The sequence below is a fragment of the Bacillus cereus group sp. MYBK95-2 genome (assembly GCF_051915225.1).
Classification (GTDB): Bacteria; Bacillota; Bacilli; order Bacillales; family Bacillaceae_G; genus Bacillus_A; species Bacillus_A cereus.
In genome coordinates this window covers 1,177,809-1,201,050 of sequence record NZ_JBQAEH010000001.1, presented here as the reverse complement: position 1 = coordinate 1,201,050, position 23,242 = coordinate 1,177,809, and the positions used below count along the sequence as shown (strand labels likewise).

Below are 23,242 nucleotides of genomic sequence, written 5' to 3'. Positions count from 1 at the left end.
TACAATATATGAATGATAAGAGAAGAGAGGATGAAGATTAACATATGTACGTTACTGTAACAGAAGCAGCATATAAAAAGATTATGGATACGATTCCAAGTGAAGCGAAATATATAAAGTTATTTTATGATAATGAAGGTTGCGGTTGTGTTATGAGCGGAATCATCGATTTAGTAGCTGTAGCAGAGAAAGATGAGCGCGATGTGGATATTGAATCAAGCACAATGAACTTTATCGCTGATCGTACAAAGCTTGTATTTATGGACGATAAGTTAACGGTTGATTGGCATGAAGGTGGAGGAACTTTTCAGTTGAAGAGCCCAAGCCAGTTTTATAATCCAAATATGAAATTACACGTTCTAGTATAGTAAAGGAAGGGTGAGTCCAAAATGTATTTTGGACTCACTTTTTTTATTTTATAAGTCGATATATTGAAAAAATCGCTGATATAAATGGAGTTGCGCTGATATATTTGGGAAATCGCCGATATAAATGGAGTTGCGCCGATATAATTTCATTTACCAAAACGTTTCATATAATAAAAAGATTTTTTCACATAATGAAATGTACATTTGATTGAATTTTCTGTATAATCTTCTTTGCGGAGGGGATACGCATGAGAAGATGGGGAATTGAGTTATTAATTTTAAGTGTTGTTATTATTTGGGGGATTAACTATACAATTGCGAAGTATGGACTTTTAGAATTTACAGCAATTGAGTTTACTGCACTTCGTATGATGGCGGCGGCACCGCTTCTGTTACTCCTTACCTTTTTTATTGAAAAGTCGGTTTATATGGAGCGAAAGGATATACCTAGATTAATTATCGTTAGCGTTGTAGGTATTGTACTGTATCAAACGTTATTTATGGAAACTGTCAAATATACATCCGCTACAAATGCCTCTTTACTCATTTCTATTTCACCTATTTTTACAACTGCATTTGCGATTTTCTTGAAACAAGAAAAGTTTTCTTCTCGAAAGTTAATCGGTTCTATGACTGCCTTTGTTGGTGCAGCCTTAGTTTTAGTAGCAGGACATTCACTTACTAGTTCTTTTTATGGCAATGGAATTGGCCTTATTACATCAATATGCTGGGGGCTTTATCCTGTTTTAGCAGGACCATTAATTAAAAAATATTCAGCATTACGTGTTACTGCATGGTCTGCATTAGTGGGTGCGATTCCGCTATTATTGTTAAGTGGTCCGCATGTGTTTGTCATGCCATTTCACATTACTCACGGAATGACACTATTTGCTTTACTATATTCTATTTTCTTTGTAACAGTATTCGGTTTAGTAATGTGGTATGTTGGAGTTCAAAAAATTGGGGCGTCACATACGATGGTATATATGTATATAACGCCGCTTGTAGCGGTTCTATTTGCAGCTGTCTGGGCAAATGAATATGTATCGTTTCAACAAATCATCGGTGGAATTATCATTTTTGTCGGTCTATGGTTTGTGAAATCGGAGAAAGTAAAAGTTCATTCTATTGCAGGGGAACCTATATCAAAATAGGAAAACAGATCACCTATGATCTGCTTTCCTATTTTTTTATTTTTGGTAAGAAGATGAGAAATAAGATAGCAGTAATAAGTGGAATTAAGTTTAAAAATGGAATACGGAAGAGTGTAATAAGAATAATACCTGGAAGAAGAACACCGAGGACAGCGTAAAAAATGCTATGATTTTTCGTGTACCAATACAATGAAAGTCCAATAAGTGCAGGGATAATGAGGTGAATGAGAGCCATTAAAAAATAAATCATTAGACGCCCCCTTTATTTGTGTGCTTATTACATCATATCCGTATGTTCATAGATTGATATCATTTTTTTCATAAATGGACGAAAAAAGTTTGAAAAACCGTCACAAAATATGAGAATATGATGTTTGAAATCTTGTATAATATTATTTTCTAAAAACATTTAAACAACATAAACATACTGTTTATGTTGTTTTTAATTTGAATGAAATGAATGTAAGGAATATGAATTTGAAAGAAATTTTTTGTTGGATAGATAAGAACGAATGAAGAGAGGTACAGCATGATTAGTATGTCACTAAGATCATTTAAAATCCAATCGTATTATATACTAGGTATTTTGTTACTAGGTTGGATGTTAACACCGTTTTCAGCACATTTTTTAGGCGCTGGAATTGGGCTTATTGTAAGTATGTATTGCGTTTGGCTTTTAGGCAGAAGAATTGAGAAGCTTGGAGATAGTATTGTAAAGAAGACGAAAGCACCGACACTCGGTATGTTTAACCGTTTTGCAGCTGCCATTTTGGGTGCTATTATTATGTACGAAATTGAGCACCACATGGTTATGTGGGCGTTTGCAGTAGGGATTATGGGTGGGTATTTCTTAATCGTTGTGAATTTAGGTTACTATAGCATGAAAGATGAGAAAGAACTAACAAAGAGCTAAAAAGATAAAAGACTTCTTTTTAGATGGAATAGATGATCCAGTCACGAATAGAAGCGGTCAGGGCCTTTTTTAGCCCCATACGATGTGAAACCCGAGAGATGTAGTGAGTAGGGATATAATGTATATATTCGAAGCTGTAATTTTATAATCTAGGTCACAGATGAAGAGATTAGCGTTTCACTTTATATAAGATATAGAAAGAAGCTTACGTTTTCACGTAAGCTTCTTTTTTATGTAAGTGTGTGTAACCGTTAAGCCGCATTGGGTTTTGTCGGTGAGTACGCGAAACTTTACGGTTACACGACACTTATTCATATGAGTAAAGGGTTATTCCAACAGAAAGTTTTAATTTAAGCGATTGGACCGCCTAAGTTAATAATGTCTTCAGATACGCTGTCGAACTTTTTGAAGTTAGCTTTGAATTCATTTGCAAGTTCGATTGCTTTTGCTTTGTAAGCAGCTTTATCAGCCCAAGTTTGTTCAGGCATTAACACTTCGTCAGGTACACCTGGTACGTGAAGTGGAACTTCAAGACCGAAGATGTCATGTTTAGCTGTTTCAGTTTTCGCAAGTTCACCGTTTAATGCTGCTTGAATCATTGCACGAGTGTAACCTAAGTTCATACGTTTACCAACGCCGTATTCGCCACCAGTCCAGCCAGTGTTTACTAAGAATACTTTCGCATCGTGTTTCTCGATTTTTTCACCAAGCATTTCAGCATAGCGAGATGCATCAAGTGGTAAGAATGGTGAACCGAAGCAAGTTGAGAATGTTGCTTGCGGAGATGTAACGCCGCGCTCTGTTCCTGCTAGTTTACTAGTGTAACCACTTAAGAAATGATACATAGCTTGCTCTTTTGATAACTTACTGATTGGAGGCAATACGCCAGATGCATCAGCAGTTAAGAAAATAATTGTATTTGGGTGTCCAGCAACACTTGGCAGTACGATATTGTCGATCGCATGCATAGGGTATGCAGCACGAGTATTTTCTGTTAAAGTAGTATCGTTGTAGTCGGCGATACGTGTTTGGTCATTAATGATAACGTTTTCTAAAACAGATCCAAATGTGATTGCATCGAAAATTTGTGGTTCTTTCTCGTGAGAAAGGTTTACACATTTCGCGTAGCAACCGCCTTCAATATTGAATACACCGTTATCAGACCAACCGTGCTCATCATCACCGATTAATTTACGGTTTGGATCAGCAGATAATGTTGTTTTACCTGTTCCAGATAAACCGAAGAATAGTGCTACGTCGCCTTCTTCACCTACGTTTGCAGAGCAATGCATAGAAAGAATATCTTGTTCAGGTAGTAAGAAGTTCATAATAGAGAAGATTGATTTTTTCATTTCTCCAGCGTATTCTGTACCACCAATTAGTACAATACGTTTTTCGAATGAAACCATAATGAATGCTTCAGAGTTTGTACCGTCAACAGCTGGATCAGCTTTGAAGTTCGGTGCAGAAACAATTGTGAACCCTGACTCATGAGTTGTTAATTCTTCTTCAGTTGGACGAATGAATAATTGATGTACAAATAAATTGTGCCATGCATATTCGTTAATAACTTGAATTGGTAGGCGGTAATTGCGGTCAGCGCCTGCAAATCCTTTGAAGACGAATAACTCTTCTTTTTCTTTTAAGTATTCTAAAACTTTAGTATATAATTTATTAAAATGTTCTTCAGAAATCGGTTGGTTCACAGCTCCCCAAGCAATTTTGTCAGCAACCGATGCTTCTTTCACAATAAATTTATCTTTAGGAGAACGTCCTGTATATTTTCCAGTTGAAGCAGAAACGGCACCAGTCGAAGTTAATTTCCCTTCATTTCGCATTAATACTTTTTCCACTAATTGCGGAACACTTAGTTGAATCTGTGCATTGCTTCCGTTCAATAATTCGTGTAAACCAATTTGGACATTCACAGTACTCATATTTATATACCATCCTTTTCATTTAATGAAATATTTCTCGTAATCCCCAACAAGAGTATAACACAATTATATAAATAATGTATACTATTTATTTCTTTTTGTTTGTGTGAATGCATTATTTCCCTATTAATATTTCATTTCAGGCGTATTGAGAAAAACTTTCAGGAAAATGTGAATATTAATTGACAAATGAATATCATTTCTTTAGTATAGGTTGGGACGGATACTCTCTTATCCCGAGCTGGCGGAGGGACAGGCCCGATGAAGCCCAGCAACCTCACTTGTAGTGGTAAATACAGGTGAATAGGTGCTAAAACCTGTGCGAGGCTACAGGTCTCGAACGATAAGAGCGAAGGGCAAAAAGCAGTATGCAAGTAGCAAATTAAACCTTTCCTCTATGTAAAGTAGGAAAGGTTTTTCTGTATGCTTGTGTGGGAGAATAAATGTATGTCGCAGTTTGTGGCAAATTAAGGATGAGTTCCGTACAATATATACAATTACTGTAGGGAGGTTTACCACATGACAAAAAAACGTCATCTGTTCACATCTGAGTCTGTAACTGAAGGACATCCAGATAAAATTTGTGACCAAATTTCTGATTCAATTTTAGATGCGATCTTATCAAAAGACGCAAATGCACGTGTAGCTTGTGAAACAACTGTAACAACTGGTTTAGTATTGGTAGCGGGGGAAATTACGACTTCTACTTACGTAGATATTCCAAAAATCGTTCGTGAAACAATTCAAGGCATTGGTTACACACGCGCAAAATACGGATTCGATGCAGAAACTTGTGCAGTTTTAACATCTATCGATGAGCAATCTGCTGACATCGCTATGGGTGTTGACCAAGCGCTAGAAGCACGCGAAGGTCAAATGACTGACGCTGAGATTGAGGCAATTGGTGCAGGAGACCAAGGTTTAATGTTTGGTTTCGCATGTAATGAAACACAAGAGTTAATGCCACTTCCAATCTCGCTTGCTCACAAATTAGCTCGCCGTTTAACTGAAGTACGTAAAGATGATACATTATCATACTTACGTCCGGATGGAAAAACGCAAGTTACAGTTGAGTATGATGAAAATGGTAAACCAGTACGTGTTGATACTATCGTAATTTCTACACAACATCACCCAGATGTTACATGGGAAGAAATCGATCGCGACTTAAAAGAGCACGTAATTAAAGCTGTAGTACCAGCAGAATTAATGGATGGAGAAACGAAATTCTTCATTAACCCAACTGGCCGCTTCGTAATTGGTGGACCACAAGGTGATGCTGGTTTAACAGGACGTAAAATCATCGTTGATACTTACGGTGGATACGCTCGCCACGGTGGCGGTGCATTCTCTGGTAAAGATGCAACGAAAGTTGACCGTTCTGCAGCATATGCAGCTCGTTATGTTGCGAAAAACATCGTAGCAGCTGGTCTTGCTGAAAAAGCAGAAGTACAACTTGCATACGCAATCGGTGTAGCACAACCAGTATCAATTTCAGTTGATACATTCGGCACTGGTAAAGTATCTGAAGACGTACTAGTAGAGCTAGTTCGTAACAACTTCGATCTTCGCCCAGCTGGTATTATTAAAATGCTAGACTTACGTCGCCCAATTTACAAACAAACAGCAGCTTACGGCCACTTTGGACGTACTGATGTAGATCTATCATGGGAACGTACAGACAAAGCAGCAGCTTTAAAAGAGCAAGCTGGTCTATAATATATGAAAAAAAGCTTTGCGCGGTGAGCGCAAAGCTTTTTTTATTTATAATTACGTTGGAATAAAGCGAAGAGTTCAATGTCATGCCAATTGCCATTGCGGAATATAGCTTCTTTACAAGTTCCTTCATGTTGAAAACCGAGTGATTTATATAATTTAATTGCTCTATCGTTAAAAGAAAATACTCGTAAAGAAAGGCGATGTAAATTTAATTCTAAAAATGCATAATCCAATAATAAGGTGAAAGCTTCCTTCCCATAACCTTGCCCCCAGTAACCCTTGTTACCAATATCAATAATACATTCAGCGTTTCGGTTATACGAATCAATATGAATTAAAGAAGTAATACCAATTGAAAGATGCGTAGATTTTTCTTCAATGATATAGCTCTTAGAGTCCGAAGAATGAATAAATTGCTGGCAAAGTTTTTCTGTGTCTTGAAGGGAATATTTATCAAGAGTGAGAGTGGTTGAACTCATAACGTCTATATCATTATGCCATTTATAATATGTTAGAATATCATCTTCGGAAAACTTTCGTAACTGGATACGGTTTGATTCAAACAATGTAAGTCCTCCTCTTGTATTTCCTTTTCACATGATTTACAAAGGATTGATTTCTTCTGGAACATATGTAATCAACCTTTCATTTGACGTGCTTTACCTGCGCAAAAGGCACTACTTAGTAAAAATAGTGTCGCGAATATAATGCTTACTAATGTAGCGTATGGAATTGCGCCTTTTAAGGAAAAGCCGACAGTGATTGAAGCGATGAATAAGAGGATAAATGTTGTTGTTAATTTTTTATAAAGTTCCATACTATGTAGACCTCCAATTTATTTTTTAGTATAAGTTTTAAAATTGAATTCTATTATGTAGAAAATATAAAGAGTAGCTAAAGATGTGTAGTCTAGGAGTATAAGAAAGGGCACTTTCCTTTTTGTGGGTTAGTATACTTATATTGTATCATGGCGCATGATTGGCTTCATACATAATTGTGTAAAGGTATGTATGATAAAATGAAGAAAAGTCTTTAAGAAAGGAAAGATAAAAAATGAGTGTAACTGAACATAAAAAACAAGCTCCAAAAGAAGTGCGTTGCAAGATCGTGACGATTTCCGATACACGTACGGAAGAAACAGATAAGAGCGGACAACTATTACATGAATTGTTAAAAGAAGCGGGACATAAAGTAACTTCTTATGAAATTGTAAAAGATGATAAAGAAAGTATTCAGCAAGCAGTGTTAGCTGGTTATCATAAGGAAGATGTAGATGTTGTATTAACAAATGGCGGTACTGGTATTACGAAACGCGATGTCACAATTGAAGCAGTATCAGCGTTATTAGATAAAGAAATTGTTGGATTTGGTGAGCTGTTCCGTATGATTAGTTATTTAGAAGATATCGGAAGCAGCGCAATGTTAAGTAGAGCGATTGGTGGTACAATTGGGCGCAAAGTAGTCTTCTCGATGCCAGGGTCTAGCGGAGCGGTTCGCCTTGCGATGAATAAATTAATTTTACCGGAATTAGGTCATATTACATTTGAGCTGCATCGCCAATGAGTAAGTATGCTGGAATTGTATTAGCAGGTGGTATGTCGAGTAGATTCGGTGAGCCGAAAGCGTTAGCAATTTGGAAGGGAACTACTTTTGTTGAGCATATTGTGAAAGTGATGGGAAATACTTTGCAAGACATTGTAGTAATTAGCCATACTGATATAAAAGAGCGAGTAGAGCAATTCGTACAAGTACCTGTTATAGAAGACATTCCGCACTATAAAGGGAATGGACCGCTGGCCGGCATTGTATCAGGAATGGAATACATAGAAGCAGATTGGTACGCTATTATGCCTTGCGATGCACCAAACGTGTCGCATGAATGGTTTACCATTTTACTAGAGCAAACGAACAATGAATATGATGCGGTTGTACCTATTATTAATGGAAGAAAACAACCGCTACTTGCGGCGTATCATAACCGCGTGAAAGAAAAGATTTATGCTTTACTTCAGGAAGAAAAAAGAAGTATGGGGCAGCTTTTATCACAATGTAATGTGAAGTATGTTTCTGGAGAAGATGTACAAGCGAATGCGGATTGGTTTATAAATGTAAATACGAAAGAAGAATATGTGCAGGCTCAAAAAGACCTTTCAAATGAATGAAAGGTTTTTTTGATATACAGAATTGGGGAACAATTGCTGTATAAAGGTATGTGAGTGAGTTGATTTTAAGGGGAATTCTTAAAATCATTATACAGTTAAAACACTGTATAACCATATATTAATTTTTATGGGTTTTTATTACAAGTCTGTTTAGTTATGTTTATTTTTGATATAATTAATATAGAAATAAAACAATGCTTAACCTTATGTATCATTTATTAAACTAAAATTTATGACCATGTAATAAACTCCCTTCGTTTTTTGAAGGGAGTTTTTCTATTTAAGCAAGCAACTCTGATGCGTTATGCTGAAGGACTTCTTCATATTGGTTAAGCAAGCCACGAAAGACCTCATCCCAGCTCTTTGATTTCGCAAAAGAGGAAGATTCTATTCCCATCTGCTCAAGTTTTTCTTCATTTTGTAATAAAAAATAAATGGATGATAGAAATGCATCTTCATTTTTAGGCGGACAAAGAACTCCCGTTTTTCCATCTGTAATAATATTTTTAACCCCGCCACTATTTGCACCAATAACAGGTGTACCGCATGCGAGTGATTCAAGTACGACATTTCCGAATGTTTCAGTAGCTGATGGAAACACCATTATGTTAGAACAAGCATATGCTTCAGCTAAATCCCCGCCTTGTAAATAGCCAGTAAAAGTGATATTTGTTTTCGGAACAGCTTCACGTAAACTTGTTGCTAGAGGACCGTCTCCTGCGATGAGCCAATGAATATCGTTTCGAGTATGTGCTGTTTTAACGATAAGGTGTTGCAGCGTATCAATATCTTTTTCAGGAGCAATTCGTCCAACATAGGAAAGGACATACTTCGCTGTAATATTATATTTTTTTCGGAATAGGTCTGTATTGTAAGCTGGATGAAAGAGTGTGCAATCTACACCACGTCCCCATATAGAGAGGGTCTGAAAGCCTTTATTTTTTAATTGATGTAATGTTTCAAAGGAAGGTACAAAATTTTTTTGCATATGACTATGAAACCATTTTAAATAGTTCCACAGCATATTGGAGAGGAATTCGATTTTGTAATAACGTAAATAGGCATCGAAATCAGTATGATAAGAACCGACAACTGGGATGTTTAACTTTTTTGCATAATACAATCCACAAAGTCCCATGTTGAAAGGTGTGGCAATGTGAATAATGTCAGGTTTAAAGGAAAGTAGTTCCCGTTTAATACGCGGAGTAGGAAAAGAAAAACGACATTCTGGATATAATATTGTTAACGGGATACTTCTCATCTTATTCACATTCGCTACAAAATTATCTTCAGCTGTATGCTGAGGGGCGAAAACAGAATAGGCGATCTGTTCTTTCTGAAAATATCGTGTTAATCGCTCTAACGTTTTCGCAACCCCGTTAACTTGTGGCGTAAAAGTATCGGTAAAAATGGCGACTCTCATCATATCACTCCTTTATGTGAAAAGTGGGATGAATTGATAAAAAGAGATGATGCCAGAGCAAGTGCCAAGGCACATACCGACGAATACATCTGACGGATAGTGAAGTCCTAAATAAATACGTGAAATACCGACGCATAATGCTAACGGTAATAGGAAAGCAAGTAAGCTTGGATTATAGCAAATAAATGGAATGAAGACAGAGAAAACGGCTGTTGTATGACCAGACGGGAAAGAGTGGTCTTTTAATGGATGGACTGGATATTTTGCATCCTGAATTGTTAAATAAGGACGTTTTCGTGGATACCATCTTTTTAATATTTGTACAGGAATATGGCTAATTGCTAAAGAAATAGCAGTTGCAATTGCTGCTTGATGTAAAGTACCTTTTGCAAAAATTAAAAAGAAAAGTGTGAGTGCGATGGAGAAAGTCGCGCCACCGATATGAGTAATATTGCTGAAAAAGATATTTAATGTTTTTTGATCAAAGTAGCGATTAATTCCTTTGAAAATGTAACATTCTATTTTATATAATCCACTGACCTTCATGAAAATTCTCCTCCCTCGTTTACATATATATGGAGATATTAGCTTTTATTTTAATAAGATTTTGTTGAGGGAGTAATAATGTTTTGTAAAGAAAAAGTTAGATTTTATATAAAAAAAGCTGCCAATCTTATGGCAGCGGAAATTTACTTCTGTAATGATTTATAATATTGACCTTTTTCAACGTATTGCGTGCGAATACGCTCCATATCTTTACGGTCTTCTGCTGTTAATTCACGAATGACTTTCGCGGGACGACCGAAAGCTAACGTGTTTGGTGGAATTTTCTTTCCTTGTGAAACGAGGCTTCCAGCGCCGATAAAAGCTCCTTCGCCAATTTCAGCACCATCTAATATAATGGATCCCATTCCAATTAAAGCATCTTTTTTAATATGACAACTATGTAAAATAACTTGATGCCCAACTGTAACATCATCTTCTAAGATAAGAGGATACTGAGGGCTTTGATGGAGTGTACATTGGTCTTGTACATTTACTCGGTCTCCAATGATCGTTGGTGACACATCACCACGGATGACTGTATTAAACCAAATACTTGATTCCTCGCCAACGTAAACATCGCCTGTAATCGTAACATAGTCAGCGATAAAAGCACTACTCGCAATTTTCGGTTTTTTTTCTTTGTAAGGATATATCATGTAAAGTCTTCCTTTCCTAGAGACTAGTTTTAGTGTATCAAATTATGAGAAAGAGTGAAATGGAGGAGAGCCGTATGTGGAATTATGAAGCGGAGGAAGCAAAGGCTGTCATTGTTATTGTGCACGGCGCAATGGAATATCACGGACGTTACGAAGCCGTTGCGGAAATGTGGAATCATATCGGCTACCACGTCGTGATGGGGGATCTTCCGTCACATGGAACGACTTCAAGAAATAGAGGACATATTGATTCATTTGATGAATACATAGAGGAAGTTAAACTATGGGTGAAAGAAGCAAGAAAGTATAGGTTACCTATTTTTCTATTCGGTCATAGTATGGGTGGTCTTATTGTCATTCGTATGATGCAAGAAACGAAGAGAGAAGATGTAGAGGGTATTATTTTGAGTTCGCCTTGTTTAGGGGTAGTGACTGGACCCTCTGCTCCGCTTCAATTTGCTTCAAAAATATTAAATGTTGTGGCTCCAAAATTGCAATTTGCAACGAATCTTACGGTGGAAATGTCAACACGTAACCACGAAGTGAGAGATGCAATGGAGAATGATTCTTTGTTCTTGCGCAAAGTATCAGTACGTTGGTATAGTGAATTGATTAAGTCTATCGAAATCGCTCATAAAAAAATAGATGATTTTCCAGATGTTCCGCTCTTGCTAATGCAAGCTTGTGAGGATAAACTTGTAGATAAAACACGTGTCCGCACTTGGTTTGATAATGTTAAAATAAGTGATAAGGCTTTTAAAGAATGGCCGAATTGTTATCACGAGTTATTAAATGAGTATGAGCGTGATGAAATTTTGAGTTATATTCAGTCATTTACTGAAATGCATGTCAATAATATAGTAAAAACAAACAAATAAATCATTATTTGTACATTTAATAGAGGAGATGAAGGAAGAAGTGAACGTACCGAGTAATCCCATAACGCTCATGGCGAAAGTATACCGTGATGTGTTTCCGGTTGTACACCATGAGCTAGCGATGTGGAAAGAGCGTGCCTACCATATTCCGAATGATGAGCTTCATAGTCAGGCAATCGCAAGTATTGAGCATAAAACGTTTCATTGTGAGGGCGGTGGCATTTTAGCTCTGCTAGCAAATGAACACCGAGAAGAATGTATTCGTTTTATCGTAGCGTATCAAACGATCAGCGACTATTTAGATAATTTATGTGATCGCAGTACATCACTTGATCCAAATGATTTTGCCGCACTGCATGAATCGATGTTAATGGCATTATCACCTGAAGTAGAAGGTGGCGGTAATTATTATCGTTATCGTGATGATCAAGATGATGGTGGTTATTTAGATGAACTTGTTGAAACATGCCAAGATGTTTTAAAGAAAACGAAGCACTATGACAAAATTGCTCCTGTTCTTCATGAACTTGCTTGTTATTATTGTGATTTGCAAATTCATAAACACGTGAAGTTAGAAGAAAGAGAGCCGCGCCTGAAAAATTGGTTTGAAGCACATAAAGAAAACTTACCTGAGATGAGTTGGTTTGAATTTTCAGCATGTGCCGGTTCTACACTTGGAATTTTCTGTCTTGTAGCATATGCATTTCATGATGAATTACATGATGAAGATATTGCGAAAATTAGACAAGGGTACTTCCCTTACGTACAAGGACTTCATATCTTACTTGATTATTTCATTGATCAAGAAGAAGACCGTATAGGCGGAGATTTGAATTTCTGTAGTTATTATGAAAACGAGCAAGCGATATTAGATCGGATGAAACACTTTGTAGAAGAAGCGGAGAAGAGCATTGATGATTTGCCTCATGCGAAGTTTCATCGCCTTATAAGCCGAGGGTTACTTGGTATTTATTTATCAGATCAAAAAGTATCAGCACAAAAGAATATGCACAAAATGGCACGGCGCATTGTAAAGTACGGAGGCCTCACTTCACGATTCTTCTATTGGAACGGGAAGATGTACCGAAAGAAAACAGCGCAGTGATGAAGAAAACCACTCATGTAGAGTGGTTTTTTGTTATAATATGGTAAAGGTGGTGGTGGAAATGAAGCGATTGTTTCAAAAGCTATATGACAATATTGAAGTAACATTACTTGTGCTACTTTCCATTTCATTTGTAATTGGAATGTATATGATGATGAAGAAAACCGGCGGTCCTACAACGATGGATTATGTAGCTCAAATTATCATTGCATTGATTATTATAGTAGATATTGTTTTTTTAATAAGTGGTAGAAAAAAAGAGAACAGTAAATAAAAAGCATTTGTACACGATGGTACAAATGCTTTTTCATTATGATCGTATTTTTAAAAATACATATATGAGAAGTTCAATTGCAAAAATAACTAAAACAGATAGTCCAAATAAAGGCATGACAGCGCCTAGTATCACCATCATGATAAAGAAAACGAATATACTTTTCTTATCTCTTTGTTTTGGAGGTGCTGCTAATTTTCCTTTCGGCTTTCTTGCTAACCACATTTTTATTCCGTAATAAATGAGAAGTAGTAGAGATAATGTCGTTAGTAAGCATAATATTTTATTTGGCCATCCGAATAAATGTCCTTCATGAAGCGGGATACCGTAAGTGAACCATTGTGCAAGTAATCCATAATCACGATAGTCCGTTTTTGAAATGAGCTCCCCGCTATATTGGTCAAAGTAAGCTGTTATCTCTTCATTTGGTGCAACATGCATACCTGTAATACCAGAACCGCTCGATTTCGAAACAGTGAATACACCTTTCGGATCAGCTGGTAGTGAAATAACATATGGCTTCTTTATTTCAATTCCTTTTTGTAATTCATCGACAGAAATTGCTTTCGGTTCATTTGAATTTGATTCAGGCGGAGCTTCTTTTCTTGTTGCCCACGGCAATTCTTTTACCTTTGATTCAGGCGGAGCCATGTACAATTTTGGATATCCGAGTGATTCATTTGACGATGCGATTTTATAAATTTGGTTCCCCATAAATCCTGACCATGGCAATCCAGATGCGACTAGCAGAAAGAGAGGAATTGTAAATATAATACCGATAATAGAATGACGTCTTTTTGCTTTTTCTCGCTTATTGGATGATGGTGTGTTTTTGAATTGTCGTATACTCATGTACAATCCGGTTACGATTAAAAAGATTGTCCAGCATGCCGCGAGTTCTACAGTATAGTTTACGACAGTGCCACCAACTAAAAGAGAACTATGTAATTCCCTCATTATATTGGCAAATGTTTCACTTGCGTTTTGATCCCCAACAATTTGATTATTACTATCTAAATACACATATTTTTGTTGCCCAGTATACTCATTTGCAATTGTAAGTCTCGTATTATAATCCCCATTAAACTCACTAATTTTCGCCACGCTATAATGTGGATATTTTTTCTCTGTTAAGGAAATAGAATCAGACATCGAAATAGATTCTGTTTGAGCACTCTTCCCAAAATATAAATCTTTATAGATGAAATCTTCAACTTCCTCCCGAAATAAATACCCAATTCCGCTCAGTGACAACGTAATAAGAAGCGGCGTAATAAAAAGCCCAGCATAAAAATGCCAACGCCAAAAAATGTAATGAAGCGAACGATTTACTTTCATACTTTCAGTTCCCCTAACCTTCCCTATATGAATAACTACTTATTTAATATAGCGAGATTAAGTGTGATTACTTTGAAAGAATTGTGAAGAAAGTTAAAAGTTTTTAGGATGATTTTCATAAAACATAAAACACATTTCAAAAGGGATGTTTTCTATGTTTATGAAGATTTCTTTGTATTTGATAGATACATCCTAACAACCGCATTAGCAAGACATTGAGAGGAATCAACAAAATCCTCACTCGCCACCACATTCAAATCGGTGCATGCGATAATTACCGTATCAACTTCCTCTCTCAATTGTAAAACGAGCGCATTCCACAATTCGCGAGCTTCTTCAACCTCCCCAGATTTAATATAAGTAATGATTTGATTAATCATTTCCTGCCATTTTTCATGATGAATGTACTCTATATTACGTTTTGCAATCCCATCTTGGTAAATCCCAGCTTGAACAGTTGCTTCTGTTGCGAGAAGAGCGACTCTTTTTGTATTTTCAGGAATTGCTTGTAACGTTTCATCGACTATATTTAAAATCGGGATAGAAAGCGAACGCTGTAATTCTTCAAAATAAAGATGCGCCGTATTGCACGGCATAGCGATAAAGCTTGCGCCAGTACTTTCAAGTTTTTGTGCTCCGTCAATAATCGCCTTTTTCATCGCTTCGTGATCAATAGGGCGATCCATGTAAAACGGTGTTGGGCACGAATAGATCATCATATGAGGAAAGTCCATATCATACTTTGCTCCGTATATTGTTTGGCACCTTGCTACAACTGTATCGACGAATGGCCCAGTTGATTTTGGTCCCATTCCTGCTAGTATTCCGATCATTGTTTCGTCTCCTTTAAGAATGTTTACATCCATTATATAGGAGAATAACAAAAAGACGTGCAGTGAGTACACGTCTTTTTTTGTTATGTTTTGTCGAACAATCGATATATCCGAGAAATCGTTGATATATTGTAAGTTATGATAGATATATCGAAAAAATCGTTGATATATCCCGGGTTACGATAGATATAATTGAAAAATCGTTGATATATTACCCCGCATTAACGGGCAGTAAAACTCCCACCTTAAAATTCGCCTGGAGCAAAGAGGTTAGGTGGGAGATAAACTGCCCATAAATGCCCGATTGGTTCAACTAATAATCAGTGGGGATGCCCCCACTGATTAAAGTTTCACTTTATCGCTTCTCAATCGCCACAATAAATGGCGGGTTATTTTGTTGATTAATGAAGCCATATCGCAGTACGTGTGCTTGTTTTTGGTCTAGTTCTTCGGCAAATTTAAGTACAGCGTCGCGTTCTACTTGTCCTTCTGGGTGTCCGTGGTAAATAACAAGGACGATGATACCTTCAGGTGCCATTACTTCTAATAATTGTTCGATCGCTGAGATTGTTGAGTTCGGTTTTGTAACGATATGCTTGTCTCCGCCTGGAAGGTAACCTAAGTTGAAAATTGCGCCTGTTACTTTTCCTTTTGCATCTTCTGGTAATACGGATAGAAGTGTATCGTGACTATCGTGAACTAAAACAGTACGTTCGAAAAGTTCTTTTTCTTTTAGACGAGTTGTTGAGCTTTCAATTGCCTCTTTTTGAATATCAAATCCAAATACTTTTCCGTTATCTCCAACGATTTCAGCTAGGAAGCAAGTGTCATGCCCATTGCCGAGTGTTGCATCTACAGCGTAATCGCCTTCTTTTACTGCTGTTTGCAAGAGAGTGCGAGCAAACGGTAATACACGTTCTAATTTCATTTTTGTTTCTCCTCATTTGCATATTTTCCTTGCCAGCTTCCGCGGCGTACAAATTCTGCATCAATGGAATTTAATACTTCCCATTTATTTAAGCTCCACATTGGACCAATCATTAAATCAGGCGGACCGTCACCTGTGATACGGTGCACAATTACGTCTTCTGGAATAATTTCAAGTTGGTCAACAACGAGACTTACGTAATCCTCAAGAGAAAGGAACTCGAGTTGTCCTTTTTCATATTGCTTCACCATTGGCGTTCCTTTTAATAAGTGAAGTAAGTGGATTTTAATTCCTTGTACATCAAGCTTCGCTACTTCACGAGCTGTTTCCATCATCATGTCGTAATCTTCAAGTGGAAGGCCGTTAATAATATGAGAACAAACTTTAATGCCATGCTTACGTAATTTATTTACACCTTCAACGTAAGAAGGATAATTGTGAGCACGATTAATAAGATTTGCAGTACGTTCATGGACGGTTTGTAGTCCGAGTTCAACCCAAAGGTAAGTGCGTTTATTTAAGTCCGCTAAATATTCAACAACATCGTCCGGTAAACAATCTGGACGAGTCGCAATAGAAAGACCGACAACGTCTTTTTCTGCTAGAAGCGGTTCGAATTTTTCTTTTAACACTTCAAGTGGTGCATGTGTATTTGTGTACGCCTGGAAATAAGCGATACATTTTCCATCTTTCCACTTTGAGCGCATTTTTTCTTTCATTTCATGATATTGCGTTATAACATCATCGCGGCGATCGCCAGCGAAGTCACCAGATCCAGCAGCACTGCAAAATGTACAACCGCCATAAGCAACTGTACCGTCACGGTTCGGGCAATCAAAGCCAGCATCTAATGAAACTTTAAAGATTTTTTCACCAAATTCATTTCGTAAATGATAATTCCATGTATGATAACGTTTATTGTCGTTTGTATATGGAAAAGGGTTTTGAACCTTCATTACTTTCCCTCCTAAGCCGAGTCAAAATGAAACAAAATCCATTATAACATACTCATAAGGTTCAGATGGAAGGGACACACTAAAGGGGAATTGAAGCAAGGAGGGACAATTATGGCAGAGCGTCAATCACTTGAATCGTATATTACACAAGCGGAACAAGCGGTGGAATATGCGAAAGAACAATTAGACCAAGGTATGAGACAAGAGCATTATAATACGATGGAGTATTCGGATGCGCAGTTACAATTAGAACAAGCGTATAACGATTTACAAACGATGCAACAACATGCAAATGATGAGCAACGTGAGCAATTAAATAGAGCACGTATGGCAATTCGCCAATTGCAACATCAAATGATTATTACACCGCACTAATAAGGAGTGAATGTAATGGCGAAACGTTCAGATCAAAATAACCCAGAACAAAAAACGCAAAATGGACATAACGCTGAGTTTTCGAATGAACTTGATCCGATTGTTCAAGTAAAACAGCGTAATAGTAAAAAAGGACAACCTCAAAAATCGAAACAATCAGAGTAGACCAGGTCGCAATATGACCTGGTTTTATTTTGCTATATGACAATAATGTAAGATTCCTGTAAGGTTTGTCGATAGTTGTGAGCAGCTTTCTCCAGTAGAGTAAGAAAGGATTAAGTTTTATACAAGGAGTTGCTTTATGGGGAACAATATTATAAACAAGCGAATTGATGAGTTAGATTACATTCGTGGCTTTGCACTACTAGGGATTATTTTAGTAAATATTTTAGCACTACTTAATATTAAAACTCCAGATCCTAATACAGTAGATGCTAGCTATCAAAGGTTTCTATACTTATTTGTAGAAGGTCGTTTCTTCTCGATTTTCTCATTCTTATTTGGAGTGGGATTCTATATATTCATTACAAGAGCGATTGCGAAAGGGAAAAATGGATATGTTCTATTTTTCCGCCGCGTAGTTGCATTATTTATTTTTGGTTTGATTCATTACATGTTTCAGCCTGGAGAAGCGTTAACGTTATATGCAATTTGCGGATTAATCGTTTTACCGTTTTATAAAGCGAAAAAACAAGTGAACTTAGTAATTGGTCTTATTTTGACAATAGCCTTTAGTGTAATGGGTGTTAAAGAACTATTACCACTTGGTTTAATTTTATTAGGTCTTGCTGCAGGACAATATCGTGTATTTGAAAATCTTTCGCAAAATATAAAGAAAGTCGCTATTTTTACAGGCATTATGTTTGTTTTAAGTGTCATAGCTGTATGGTATCAATATGGACACGTGCCTGCTGGCCCATTTGTAAATATGATATTGATGAATGAAGACGGAACAATGGATGCTGCAAGCCAGTTTCTAAAAATTGGTATTACTGTTGGACCAATTATTTCAGCTTTCTATGTAGGAGCATTAATTTTATTACTTCAGTTAAAACCAGTTCAAACATTATTAGCACCATTGAAATACTATGGTCGTATGGCTTTAACAAATTATATCGGACAAACGGCAATGATTTTAATTGCCGGTAGTGTATTTAACTTTGCAGGTAACTTAACTTACATGCAGACTTTATATGTATGTATTGCAATTTATGCAATTCAAATTGTATTTAGCGTAATTTGGATGAAAATCTTTAAAATGGGTCCATTAGAATGGATTTGGCGTGTTATTACGTACTGGACGGTAACACCTTTAAAGAAATAGAGAGAGAAGTGGGCTGTTCCTTTTGTGGAGCAGCCTATTTTTATTTTCAGCTTTTGTAGTTGCGCCGATATATTTGAAAAATCGCCGATATAATTTCATTTACCGATTCGATATGTCACTAATATTCAAAGTAGTAAAAGCCAAACTTACACGCCCACCTTCTTTATATTACAAAAGTGTAAGGTAAATGTAATGTTAACAAATAGCAGTTCACCTCCAAAAGGCGCAAAATAGGTAATGGAAAAACAAGCGTAGGAGGATATATATGACGAAACCAGTTGTAGACGTGAAAAACGTTCAAAAAGTGTACGGTAAAAAAGGTGAGAACCAATCACACGCGTTAAAAGGTGTGTCATTCTCAATTCAAGAGGGTGAGTTTGTTGGAATTATGGGACCATCTGGTTCTGGTAAAACGACATTATTAAATGTAATTTCAACATTAGATAAAGCAACGGGCGGCGTTGTTGAAATTGCGGGTACGGATATTACAAAAATGAAGCAAGGTGAGCTTTCTGATTTCCGTTCACAAAAATTAGGATTCATCTTCCAAGATTTTAATTTGTTAGAAAACTTATCTATTTATGAAAACATTGCACTTCCACTTTCCTTGCAAGGTGTTCCATCACGTAACATTGGACCAAAAGTCGAGAAAGTAGCGGATATGTTAGGGATTACAGAAATACTTCAAAAGTACCCATCTGAAGTATCTGGTGGGCAAAAGCAACGTTCGGCAGCAGCGCGTGCTTTAGTGCATGAGCCGGCAATTATTTTAGGGGACGAGCCAACAGGAGCGCTTGATTCTAAAAATGCAACGAGTTTACTTGATGCGATGACAAACTTAAATAAAGATCAAGGCGTATCTATTATGATGGTTACACATGATCCGTACAGTGCAAGTTACTGTCAGCGTATTTTATTCATTCAAGATGGTGAGCTATATAAAGAAATTCACCGCGGCGGTACACGTGAAGAGTTTTATAAAGAAATTTTAGATGTGCTTGCGGACTTAGGCACACAAAAAGCGTAAGAAGGGAGGTTCTAGAGCATGTTATTTAAACTTTCCATGTCAGGGCTAAAAAGTAAGCTGAAAGATTATATCGTCTTACTTGTTGGTCTTGTCATGTCCATTTCAATTTTTTATATGTTTCAAACATTAGCGTTAAACGAGGCCTTCCTTAAGGAAAATTCTACTATTGGTCAAATTGGATTTGTATTCCAAGCAGGTTCATTTTTACTAGCTATTATAACGTTCTTCTATATTTTGTATGCGAACTCTTTCTTACTATCTCTTCGTCAAAAAGAGTTTGGTATGTATATGATGTTAGGAGCAAAAAAGCATAAAGTTACATTACTTATGTTTATTGAGACAATTGTATTAGGCGCCGCGTCTCTTGCAATTGGAATTGCAGTTGGTGTAGGACTTGCAGAAGGTATCGGTCAATTATTAATGAAACAATTAGAATTTGCTGGTGAAGGCTATAAAGCATTTTATCTGCCATCTATGACTGTTACGTGCATCTTCTTCTTTGCACTATTTGTATTATCGGCAATTATGAACAGTATTAAATTATCACGTATTTCTGTCCTGCAACTTGTACATGCAGACGCACAAACAGAACGTGTTGCAGTAAAAGGAAAAATGACAGGTGTAGTTGCATTCCTTGCGGTTATTTTATTAGGAATGGGCTATGCATCAATGATTTACATGGAAAAACTAAGAGAAATGGGAATCATTATTGCATTAATTACAACGACAGCTGGTACTTACATGCTGTTTGGATCACTTCTCCCGGTCTTTATTAAAAAGTTAAAGAGTAATAAAAAGCGTAGTGAAAAAGGACTTAACGCTTTTACATTTGCACAATTAAATTTCCGTATTAATAGTTTAACGAAGGTGCTTGCGACGGTAGCAATGTTAGTTGCGCTCGGAGCTGGTGCAATTTCAGGCGGTATGGCGTTTAAAAATAACGTTATAAAAATGGTTGATGGATTTGAAATTTATGATTCAGTAGTTCATAATCCAACGGCTGAAGAAAAGAAAATTTTAAATGGTATTACATTTAAAGAGAAAAATGAATATCGTTACAAAATCGATGATAAATACGTTTACTATGTAAAAGAGGATTTAGAGAAAAATCGTCCTGTAATAAGAGATATGGAAAATATGAAGTCGATGAAGGATGGCGTGAAAACGAAAAAAGTCTCAGAGGAACTACCAGTAGGTGCAGTTGCTAGAGAAATGAATGAAAAAGATGCGAATGCGAAAGAACTTCCACAAGAATGGGACGAGGCTTTCAGAACAATCCAACCATTCTATGTACATCAGGATCATGCAATTAAAATTGTAAATCAAAAAATGTACGATGAGATAAATGGTAAAGAAGGTATAGCATTTATCGGAAAAGTAGATGATTTCTTAACATATGAAAAAGAATGGAAAAAAATTGACGAGTTGCAACTAGATAAATATAAAAATGTAAAAGCTGAACAAATGAATAGTAAACATCAAATGTATGACATGTTCTACGGCTTTGCGAGCGGAACAGTGTTTATGGGATTCTTCCTTGGAATTGCGTTCTTAGCAATGATGGCAAGCTGTCTTATGTTTAAAATTCTTTCTGGTGCATCAAAAGATATTACGCGTTATCAAATGCTCCGTAAAATCGGTGTGCGCCGTGAGTTATTAACGAAATCGATTTATAAAGAGTTATTCTTAGTATTCTTATTCCCAGCAATTGTGGGTATCGCTCACGTATTAGTTGGTATGAATATTTTCGGATTTATTTTAATCGATCCGTACTTCCGTATTTGGGTACCAATCGTAATTTTCGTAGTTATTTATGCGATTTATTACTTCATTACAGTTCAATTGTATAAAGGAATTGTTCTTCCGAAAGAAGATTAATAATAAAAACCGAGCAAAAACGCTCGGTTTTTATTATTTTCAGAAAAAACACTTTAATGTTACTGATATATATAATATAATGCAAGTAAGTAACGTAATATAAAAGTAGAAGTAGCTGTATAAGGAAAGGAGGAATCCAATCTGTAGAAAGAAGCTGAACTTTTATCCCCACATTTTTTACCGCAACGTATTTATACAATCGTAAGTTTCCACATTGAAAGTTTTCAGAACCACCTGAGTATATTGTGAAAATAATGGATAACACATGGAAATCTCATAGCATGATAAGGTAAAATGGACAACATAATGAGAAAATTACCGTTCATAAGATGAGGAGAATACATGTATGGAAGTTGTAGAGGCATTAAAAGATATAAGCCAAATTGAGGCTATGAAAAAATATTTAAAAGAGCACTCCCAGCGAGATTATCTTTTATTTGTTATTGGAATTAACACAGGATTAAAAATTACAGAATTACTTAGCATGAAATTTGAAGATGTATTAAATGAAGATGGGACTGTTAAAGAGTTTTATACTCTTCCTGTGAAAGATGAAAAATTCAAACAAGATATTTATTTAAATACAAAAGTAAAAGGAGCGCTTTTAGATTACGTACAATCTATTGGCGTTAAAAGAGAAAATTACGTATTTCAATCTAATAAAACGCCAAATTCAATTACGCGCCAACAAGCGTATCGTGTAATTCATAATGCTGCAGAAGCAGTTGGAGTTGTTGGTAAGATCGGAACGAATTCAATGCGAAAAACATTCGGATTTCATGCGTACAAAAGAGGGATAGCGATTGCGCTGTTGCAAAAACATTTTCATCACGCGACTCCATCAGAGACGCTAAAGTATTTAGGTATTTCAAAGGATGAGACCTTTAAAACGGAGATTGATGTCGATTTATAAAAGCCGTAACTAAAAGAATTAGGAGGCAGAAAATATGAATATTAGAGAGAGTGAACTGCCGGGTATTGGATGTAAGTTTGAAGTGATTACAAAAGGTAATGAAAAGATGGTTATCGTTATTCATGATGATGGCCGAAGAGAAATGTACCATTTTGATGCTGATCATGAGGAGAGTATTTCAAGCGTCTCTCTTCGTGATTCCGAAGCGAGACAAATTGCAGCTATATTGGGCGGAATGGTATATAGACCACAAGCTTTAGATACGATTGAAATGGCCTTTGAAGGATTATCAATTGAGTGGTTTAAGGTGGAAAATAATGCACCAGTCGTACAAAAAACAATTGGTAGTTTACATGTCCGAAACACATATAACGTAACGATTATTGCCATTTTGAAAAAGAATATGAAGAAGTTCTTTAATCCAGGCCCAGATTCTATCATTGAAGCTGGCGATATGCTCGTACTATCAGGTGAAAGACATGAAGTAAAAAGAATTATTAATGAGTTGCTTTCAGTAGGAGGGGATTCATAATCG

Annotated in this window: 27 protein-coding genes and 1 riboswitch; of the genes, 16 read left to right on the top strand and 11 right to left on the bottom strand. The window is 36.4% G+C overall.

Features of this window, described 5'->3' with window-relative positions:
• The first annotated feature begins 44 nt into the window (after positions 1-44).
• Complete coding sequence (locus tag ACTFN4_RS06245; protein ID WP_439962134.1) at positions 45-368, top strand: iron-sulfur cluster biosynthesis family protein; 324 nt, start codon at positions 45-47, stop codon at positions 366-368.
• Positions 369-616: 248 nt separating this feature from the next.
• Positions 617-1,522 carry a DMT family transporter gene (locus tag ACTFN4_RS06240; RefSeq protein WP_439962133.1) on the top strand — a complete coding sequence of 302 codons (906 nt, stop codon included), beginning with the start codon at positions 617-619 and terminating at the stop codon, positions 1,520-1,522.
• A gap of 28 nt (positions 1,523-1,550) precedes the next feature.
• Here the strand turns inward: ACTFN4_RS06240 and ACTFN4_RS06235 are convergent, their stop codons facing one another.
• Complete coding sequence (locus tag ACTFN4_RS06235) at positions 1,551-1,772, bottom strand: hypothetical protein (RefSeq protein ID WP_000639042.1); 222 nt, start codon at positions 1,770-1,772, stop codon at positions 1,551-1,553.
• A 279-nt stretch (positions 1,773-2,051) separates the two neighbouring features.
• Here ACTFN4_RS06235 and ACTFN4_RS06230 point away from each other — a divergent pair, with 279 nt between their 5' ends.
• Complete coding sequence (locus ACTFN4_RS06230; RefSeq protein WP_000624926.1) at positions 2,052-2,435, top strand: ATP synthase subunit I; 384 nt, start codon at positions 2,052-2,054, stop codon at positions 2,433-2,435.
• Positions 2,436-2,785: 350 nt separating this feature from the next.
• On the opposite strand, the gene pckA is transcribed toward ACTFN4_RS06230, so the two are convergent.
• A complete protein-coding gene (gene pckA, locus ACTFN4_RS06225; RefSeq protein WP_000108815.1) occupies positions 2,786-4,372 on the bottom strand; it encodes a phosphoenolpyruvate carboxykinase (ATP) in 1,587 nt (528 codons plus the stop codon).
• 228 nt (positions 4,373-4,600) lie between these two features.
• Positions 4,601-4,722, top strand: a riboswitch (SAM riboswitch).
• Between the two features lie 169 nt (positions 4,723-4,891).
• Here pckA and metK point away from each other — a divergent pair.
• Positions 4,892-6,091 carry a methionine adenosyltransferase gene (gene metK / locus ACTFN4_RS06220; RefSeq protein ID WP_000163123.1) on the top strand — a complete coding sequence of 400 codons (1,200 nt, stop codon included), beginning with the start codon at positions 4,892-4,894 and terminating at the stop codon, positions 6,089-6,091.
• Between the two features lie 41 nt (positions 6,092-6,132).
• On the opposite strand, the gene ACTFN4_RS06215 is transcribed toward metK, so the two are convergent.
• Both ACTFN4_RS06215 and ACTFN4_RS06210 read right to left on the bottom strand, forming a co-directional pair.
• On the bottom strand, positions 6,133-6,657 hold the full coding sequence (locus tag ACTFN4_RS06215; RefSeq protein ID WP_017656642.1) for a GNAT family N-acetyltransferase: 525 nt from the start codon (positions 6,655-6,657) through the stop codon (positions 6,133-6,135).
• Positions 6,658-6,728: 71 nt separating this feature from the next.
• Positions 6,729-6,908: a hypothetical protein gene (locus ACTFN4_RS06210; protein ID WP_000424797.1), complete on the bottom strand. Its 180-nt coding sequence runs from the start codon at positions 6,906-6,908 to the stop codon at positions 6,729-6,731.
• Positions 6,909-7,144: 236 nt separating this feature from the next.
• Here ACTFN4_RS06210 and ACTFN4_RS06205 point away from each other — a divergent pair, with 236 nt between their 5' ends.
• Positions 7,145-7,654 (top strand): MogA/MoaB family molybdenum cofactor biosynthesis protein, encoded by a 510-nt coding sequence (locus tag ACTFN4_RS06205; protein WP_000117124.1) that lies wholly within the window; start codon positions 7,145-7,147, stop codon positions 7,652-7,654.
• Complete coding sequence (locus ACTFN4_RS06200) at positions 7,651-8,253, top strand: molybdenum cofactor guanylyltransferase (RefSeq protein WP_000049596.1); 603 nt, start codon at positions 7,651-7,653, stop codon at positions 8,251-8,253. The genes ACTFN4_RS06205 and ACTFN4_RS06200 overlap by 4 nt, the downstream gene beginning before the upstream one ends.
• Positions 8,254-8,533: 280 nt before the next feature.
• Here ACTFN4_RS06200 and ACTFN4_RS06195 read toward each other — a convergent pair whose 3' ends face one another.
• The 3 genes from ACTFN4_RS06195 to ACTFN4_RS06185 all read right to left on the bottom strand — a co-directional run bounded on the left by ACTFN4_RS06195 (position 8,534) and on the right by ACTFN4_RS06185 (position 10,878).
• Positions 8,534-9,676 carry a glycosyltransferase family 4 protein gene (locus ACTFN4_RS06195; RefSeq protein WP_001261642.1) on the bottom strand — a complete coding sequence of 381 codons (1,143 nt, stop codon included), beginning with the start codon at positions 9,674-9,676 and terminating at the stop codon, positions 8,534-8,536.
• 12 nt (positions 9,677-9,688) lie between these two features.
• Positions 9,689-10,222: a phosphatase PAP2 family protein gene (locus ACTFN4_RS06190; RefSeq protein ID WP_000868582.1), complete on the bottom strand. Its 534-nt coding sequence runs from the start codon at positions 10,220-10,222 to the stop codon at positions 9,689-9,691.
• Positions 10,223-10,365: 143 nt separating this feature from the next.
• Entirely contained in the window at positions 10,366-10,878 is a 513-nt protein-coding gene (locus ACTFN4_RS06185) for a gamma carbonic anhydrase (protein WP_000640188.1), read from the bottom strand.
• A 74-nt stretch (positions 10,879-10,952) separates the two neighbouring features.
• Between ACTFN4_RS06185 and ACTFN4_RS06180 the strand changes: the two genes are divergently transcribed.
• From ACTFN4_RS06180 to ACTFN4_RS06170, 3 genes are read left to right on the top strand one after another with little or no spacing between them, the layout of a single operon-like run.
• Positions 10,953-11,756 (top strand): alpha/beta hydrolase, encoded by an 804-nt coding sequence (locus ACTFN4_RS06180; RefSeq protein WP_000267421.1) that lies wholly within the window; start codon positions 10,953-10,955, stop codon positions 11,754-11,756.
• 40 nt (positions 11,757-11,796) lie between these two features.
• The gene (locus tag ACTFN4_RS06175) at positions 11,797-12,861 is read left to right on the top strand and encodes a tetraprenyl-beta-curcumene synthase family protein (RefSeq protein WP_439962132.1); all 1,065 of its coding nucleotides are present in this window, start codon (positions 11,797-11,799) and stop codon (positions 12,859-12,861) included.
• Between the two features lie 40 nt (positions 12,862-12,901).
• Positions 12,902-13,135 (top strand): hypothetical protein, encoded by a 234-nt coding sequence (locus ACTFN4_RS06170; protein WP_439962131.1) that lies wholly within the window; start codon positions 12,902-12,904, stop codon positions 13,133-13,135.
• A gap of 36 nt (positions 13,136-13,171) precedes the next feature.
• Here the strand turns inward: ACTFN4_RS06170 and ACTFN4_RS06165 are convergent, their stop codons facing one another.
• The 4 genes from ACTFN4_RS06165 to ACTFN4_RS06150 all read right to left on the bottom strand — a co-directional run bounded on the left by ACTFN4_RS06165 (position 13,172) and on the right by ACTFN4_RS06150 (position 17,190).
• Positions 13,172-14,473 (bottom strand): PepSY-associated TM helix domain-containing protein, encoded by a 1,302-nt coding sequence (locus tag ACTFN4_RS06165; protein WP_048538442.1) that lies wholly within the window; start codon positions 14,471-14,473, stop codon positions 13,172-13,174.
• 158 nt (positions 14,474-14,631) lie between these two features.
• Entirely contained in the window at positions 14,632-15,306 is a 675-nt protein-coding gene (locus tag ACTFN4_RS06160; protein WP_071740521.1) for an aspartate/glutamate racemase family protein, read from the bottom strand.
• Between the two features lie 355 nt (positions 15,307-15,661).
• Positions 15,662-16,234, bottom strand: coding sequence for a class I SAM-dependent methyltransferase (locus ACTFN4_RS06155; protein ID WP_000764489.1), 573 nt, complete (start codon positions 16,232-16,234; stop codon positions 15,662-15,664).
• The gene (locus tag ACTFN4_RS06150; protein WP_439962130.1) at positions 16,231-17,190 is read right to left on the bottom strand and encodes a TIGR01212 family radical SAM protein; all 960 of its coding nucleotides are present in this window, start codon (positions 17,188-17,190) and stop codon (positions 16,231-16,233) included. The genes ACTFN4_RS06155 and ACTFN4_RS06150 overlap by 4 nt, the downstream gene beginning before the upstream one ends.
• Before the next feature lie 111 nt (positions 17,191-17,301).
• Between ACTFN4_RS06150 and ACTFN4_RS06145 the strand changes: the two genes are divergently transcribed.
• The 7 genes from ACTFN4_RS06145 to ACTFN4_RS06115 all read left to right on the top strand — a co-directional run bounded on the left by ACTFN4_RS06145 (position 17,302) and on the right by ACTFN4_RS06115 (position 23,239).
• Positions 17,302-17,565 (top strand): YtzC family protein, encoded by a 264-nt coding sequence (locus ACTFN4_RS06145; protein WP_000840869.1) that lies wholly within the window; start codon positions 17,302-17,304, stop codon positions 17,563-17,565.
• Between the two features lie 15 nt (positions 17,566-17,580).
• On the top strand, positions 17,581-17,730 hold the full coding sequence (locus tag ACTFN4_RS06140; RefSeq protein ID WP_001129340.1) for a hypothetical protein: 150 nt from the start codon (positions 17,581-17,583) through the stop codon (positions 17,728-17,730).
• A 136-nt stretch (positions 17,731-17,866) separates the two neighbouring features.
• The gene (locus ACTFN4_RS06135; protein ID WP_000527695.1) at positions 17,867-18,889 is read left to right on the top strand and encodes a DUF418 domain-containing protein; all 1,023 of its coding nucleotides are present in this window, start codon (positions 17,867-17,869) and stop codon (positions 18,887-18,889) included.
• Between the two features lie 265 nt (positions 18,890-19,154).
• A complete protein-coding gene (locus ACTFN4_RS06130) occupies positions 19,155-19,916 on the top strand; it encodes an ABC transporter ATP-binding protein (RefSeq protein WP_000165844.1) in 762 nt (253 codons plus the stop codon).
• An 18-nt stretch (positions 19,917-19,934) separates the two neighbouring features.
• The gene (locus tag ACTFN4_RS06125; protein ID WP_000897745.1) at positions 19,935-21,794 is read left to right on the top strand and encodes an FtsX-like permease family protein; all 1,860 of its coding nucleotides are present in this window, start codon (positions 19,935-19,937) and stop codon (positions 21,792-21,794) included.
• A gap of 346 nt (positions 21,795-22,140) precedes the next feature.
• Complete coding sequence (locus ACTFN4_RS06120; RefSeq protein WP_439962129.1) at positions 22,141-22,707, top strand: tyrosine-type recombinase/integrase; 567 nt, start codon at positions 22,141-22,143, stop codon at positions 22,705-22,707.
• 34 nt (positions 22,708-22,741) lie between these two features.
• On the top strand, positions 22,742-23,239 hold the full coding sequence (locus ACTFN4_RS06115) for a cation:proton antiporter regulatory subunit (RefSeq protein WP_001026053.1): 498 nt from the start codon (positions 22,742-22,744) through the stop codon (positions 23,237-23,239).
• The last annotated feature ends 3 nt before the right edge of the window (positions 23,240-23,242 follow it).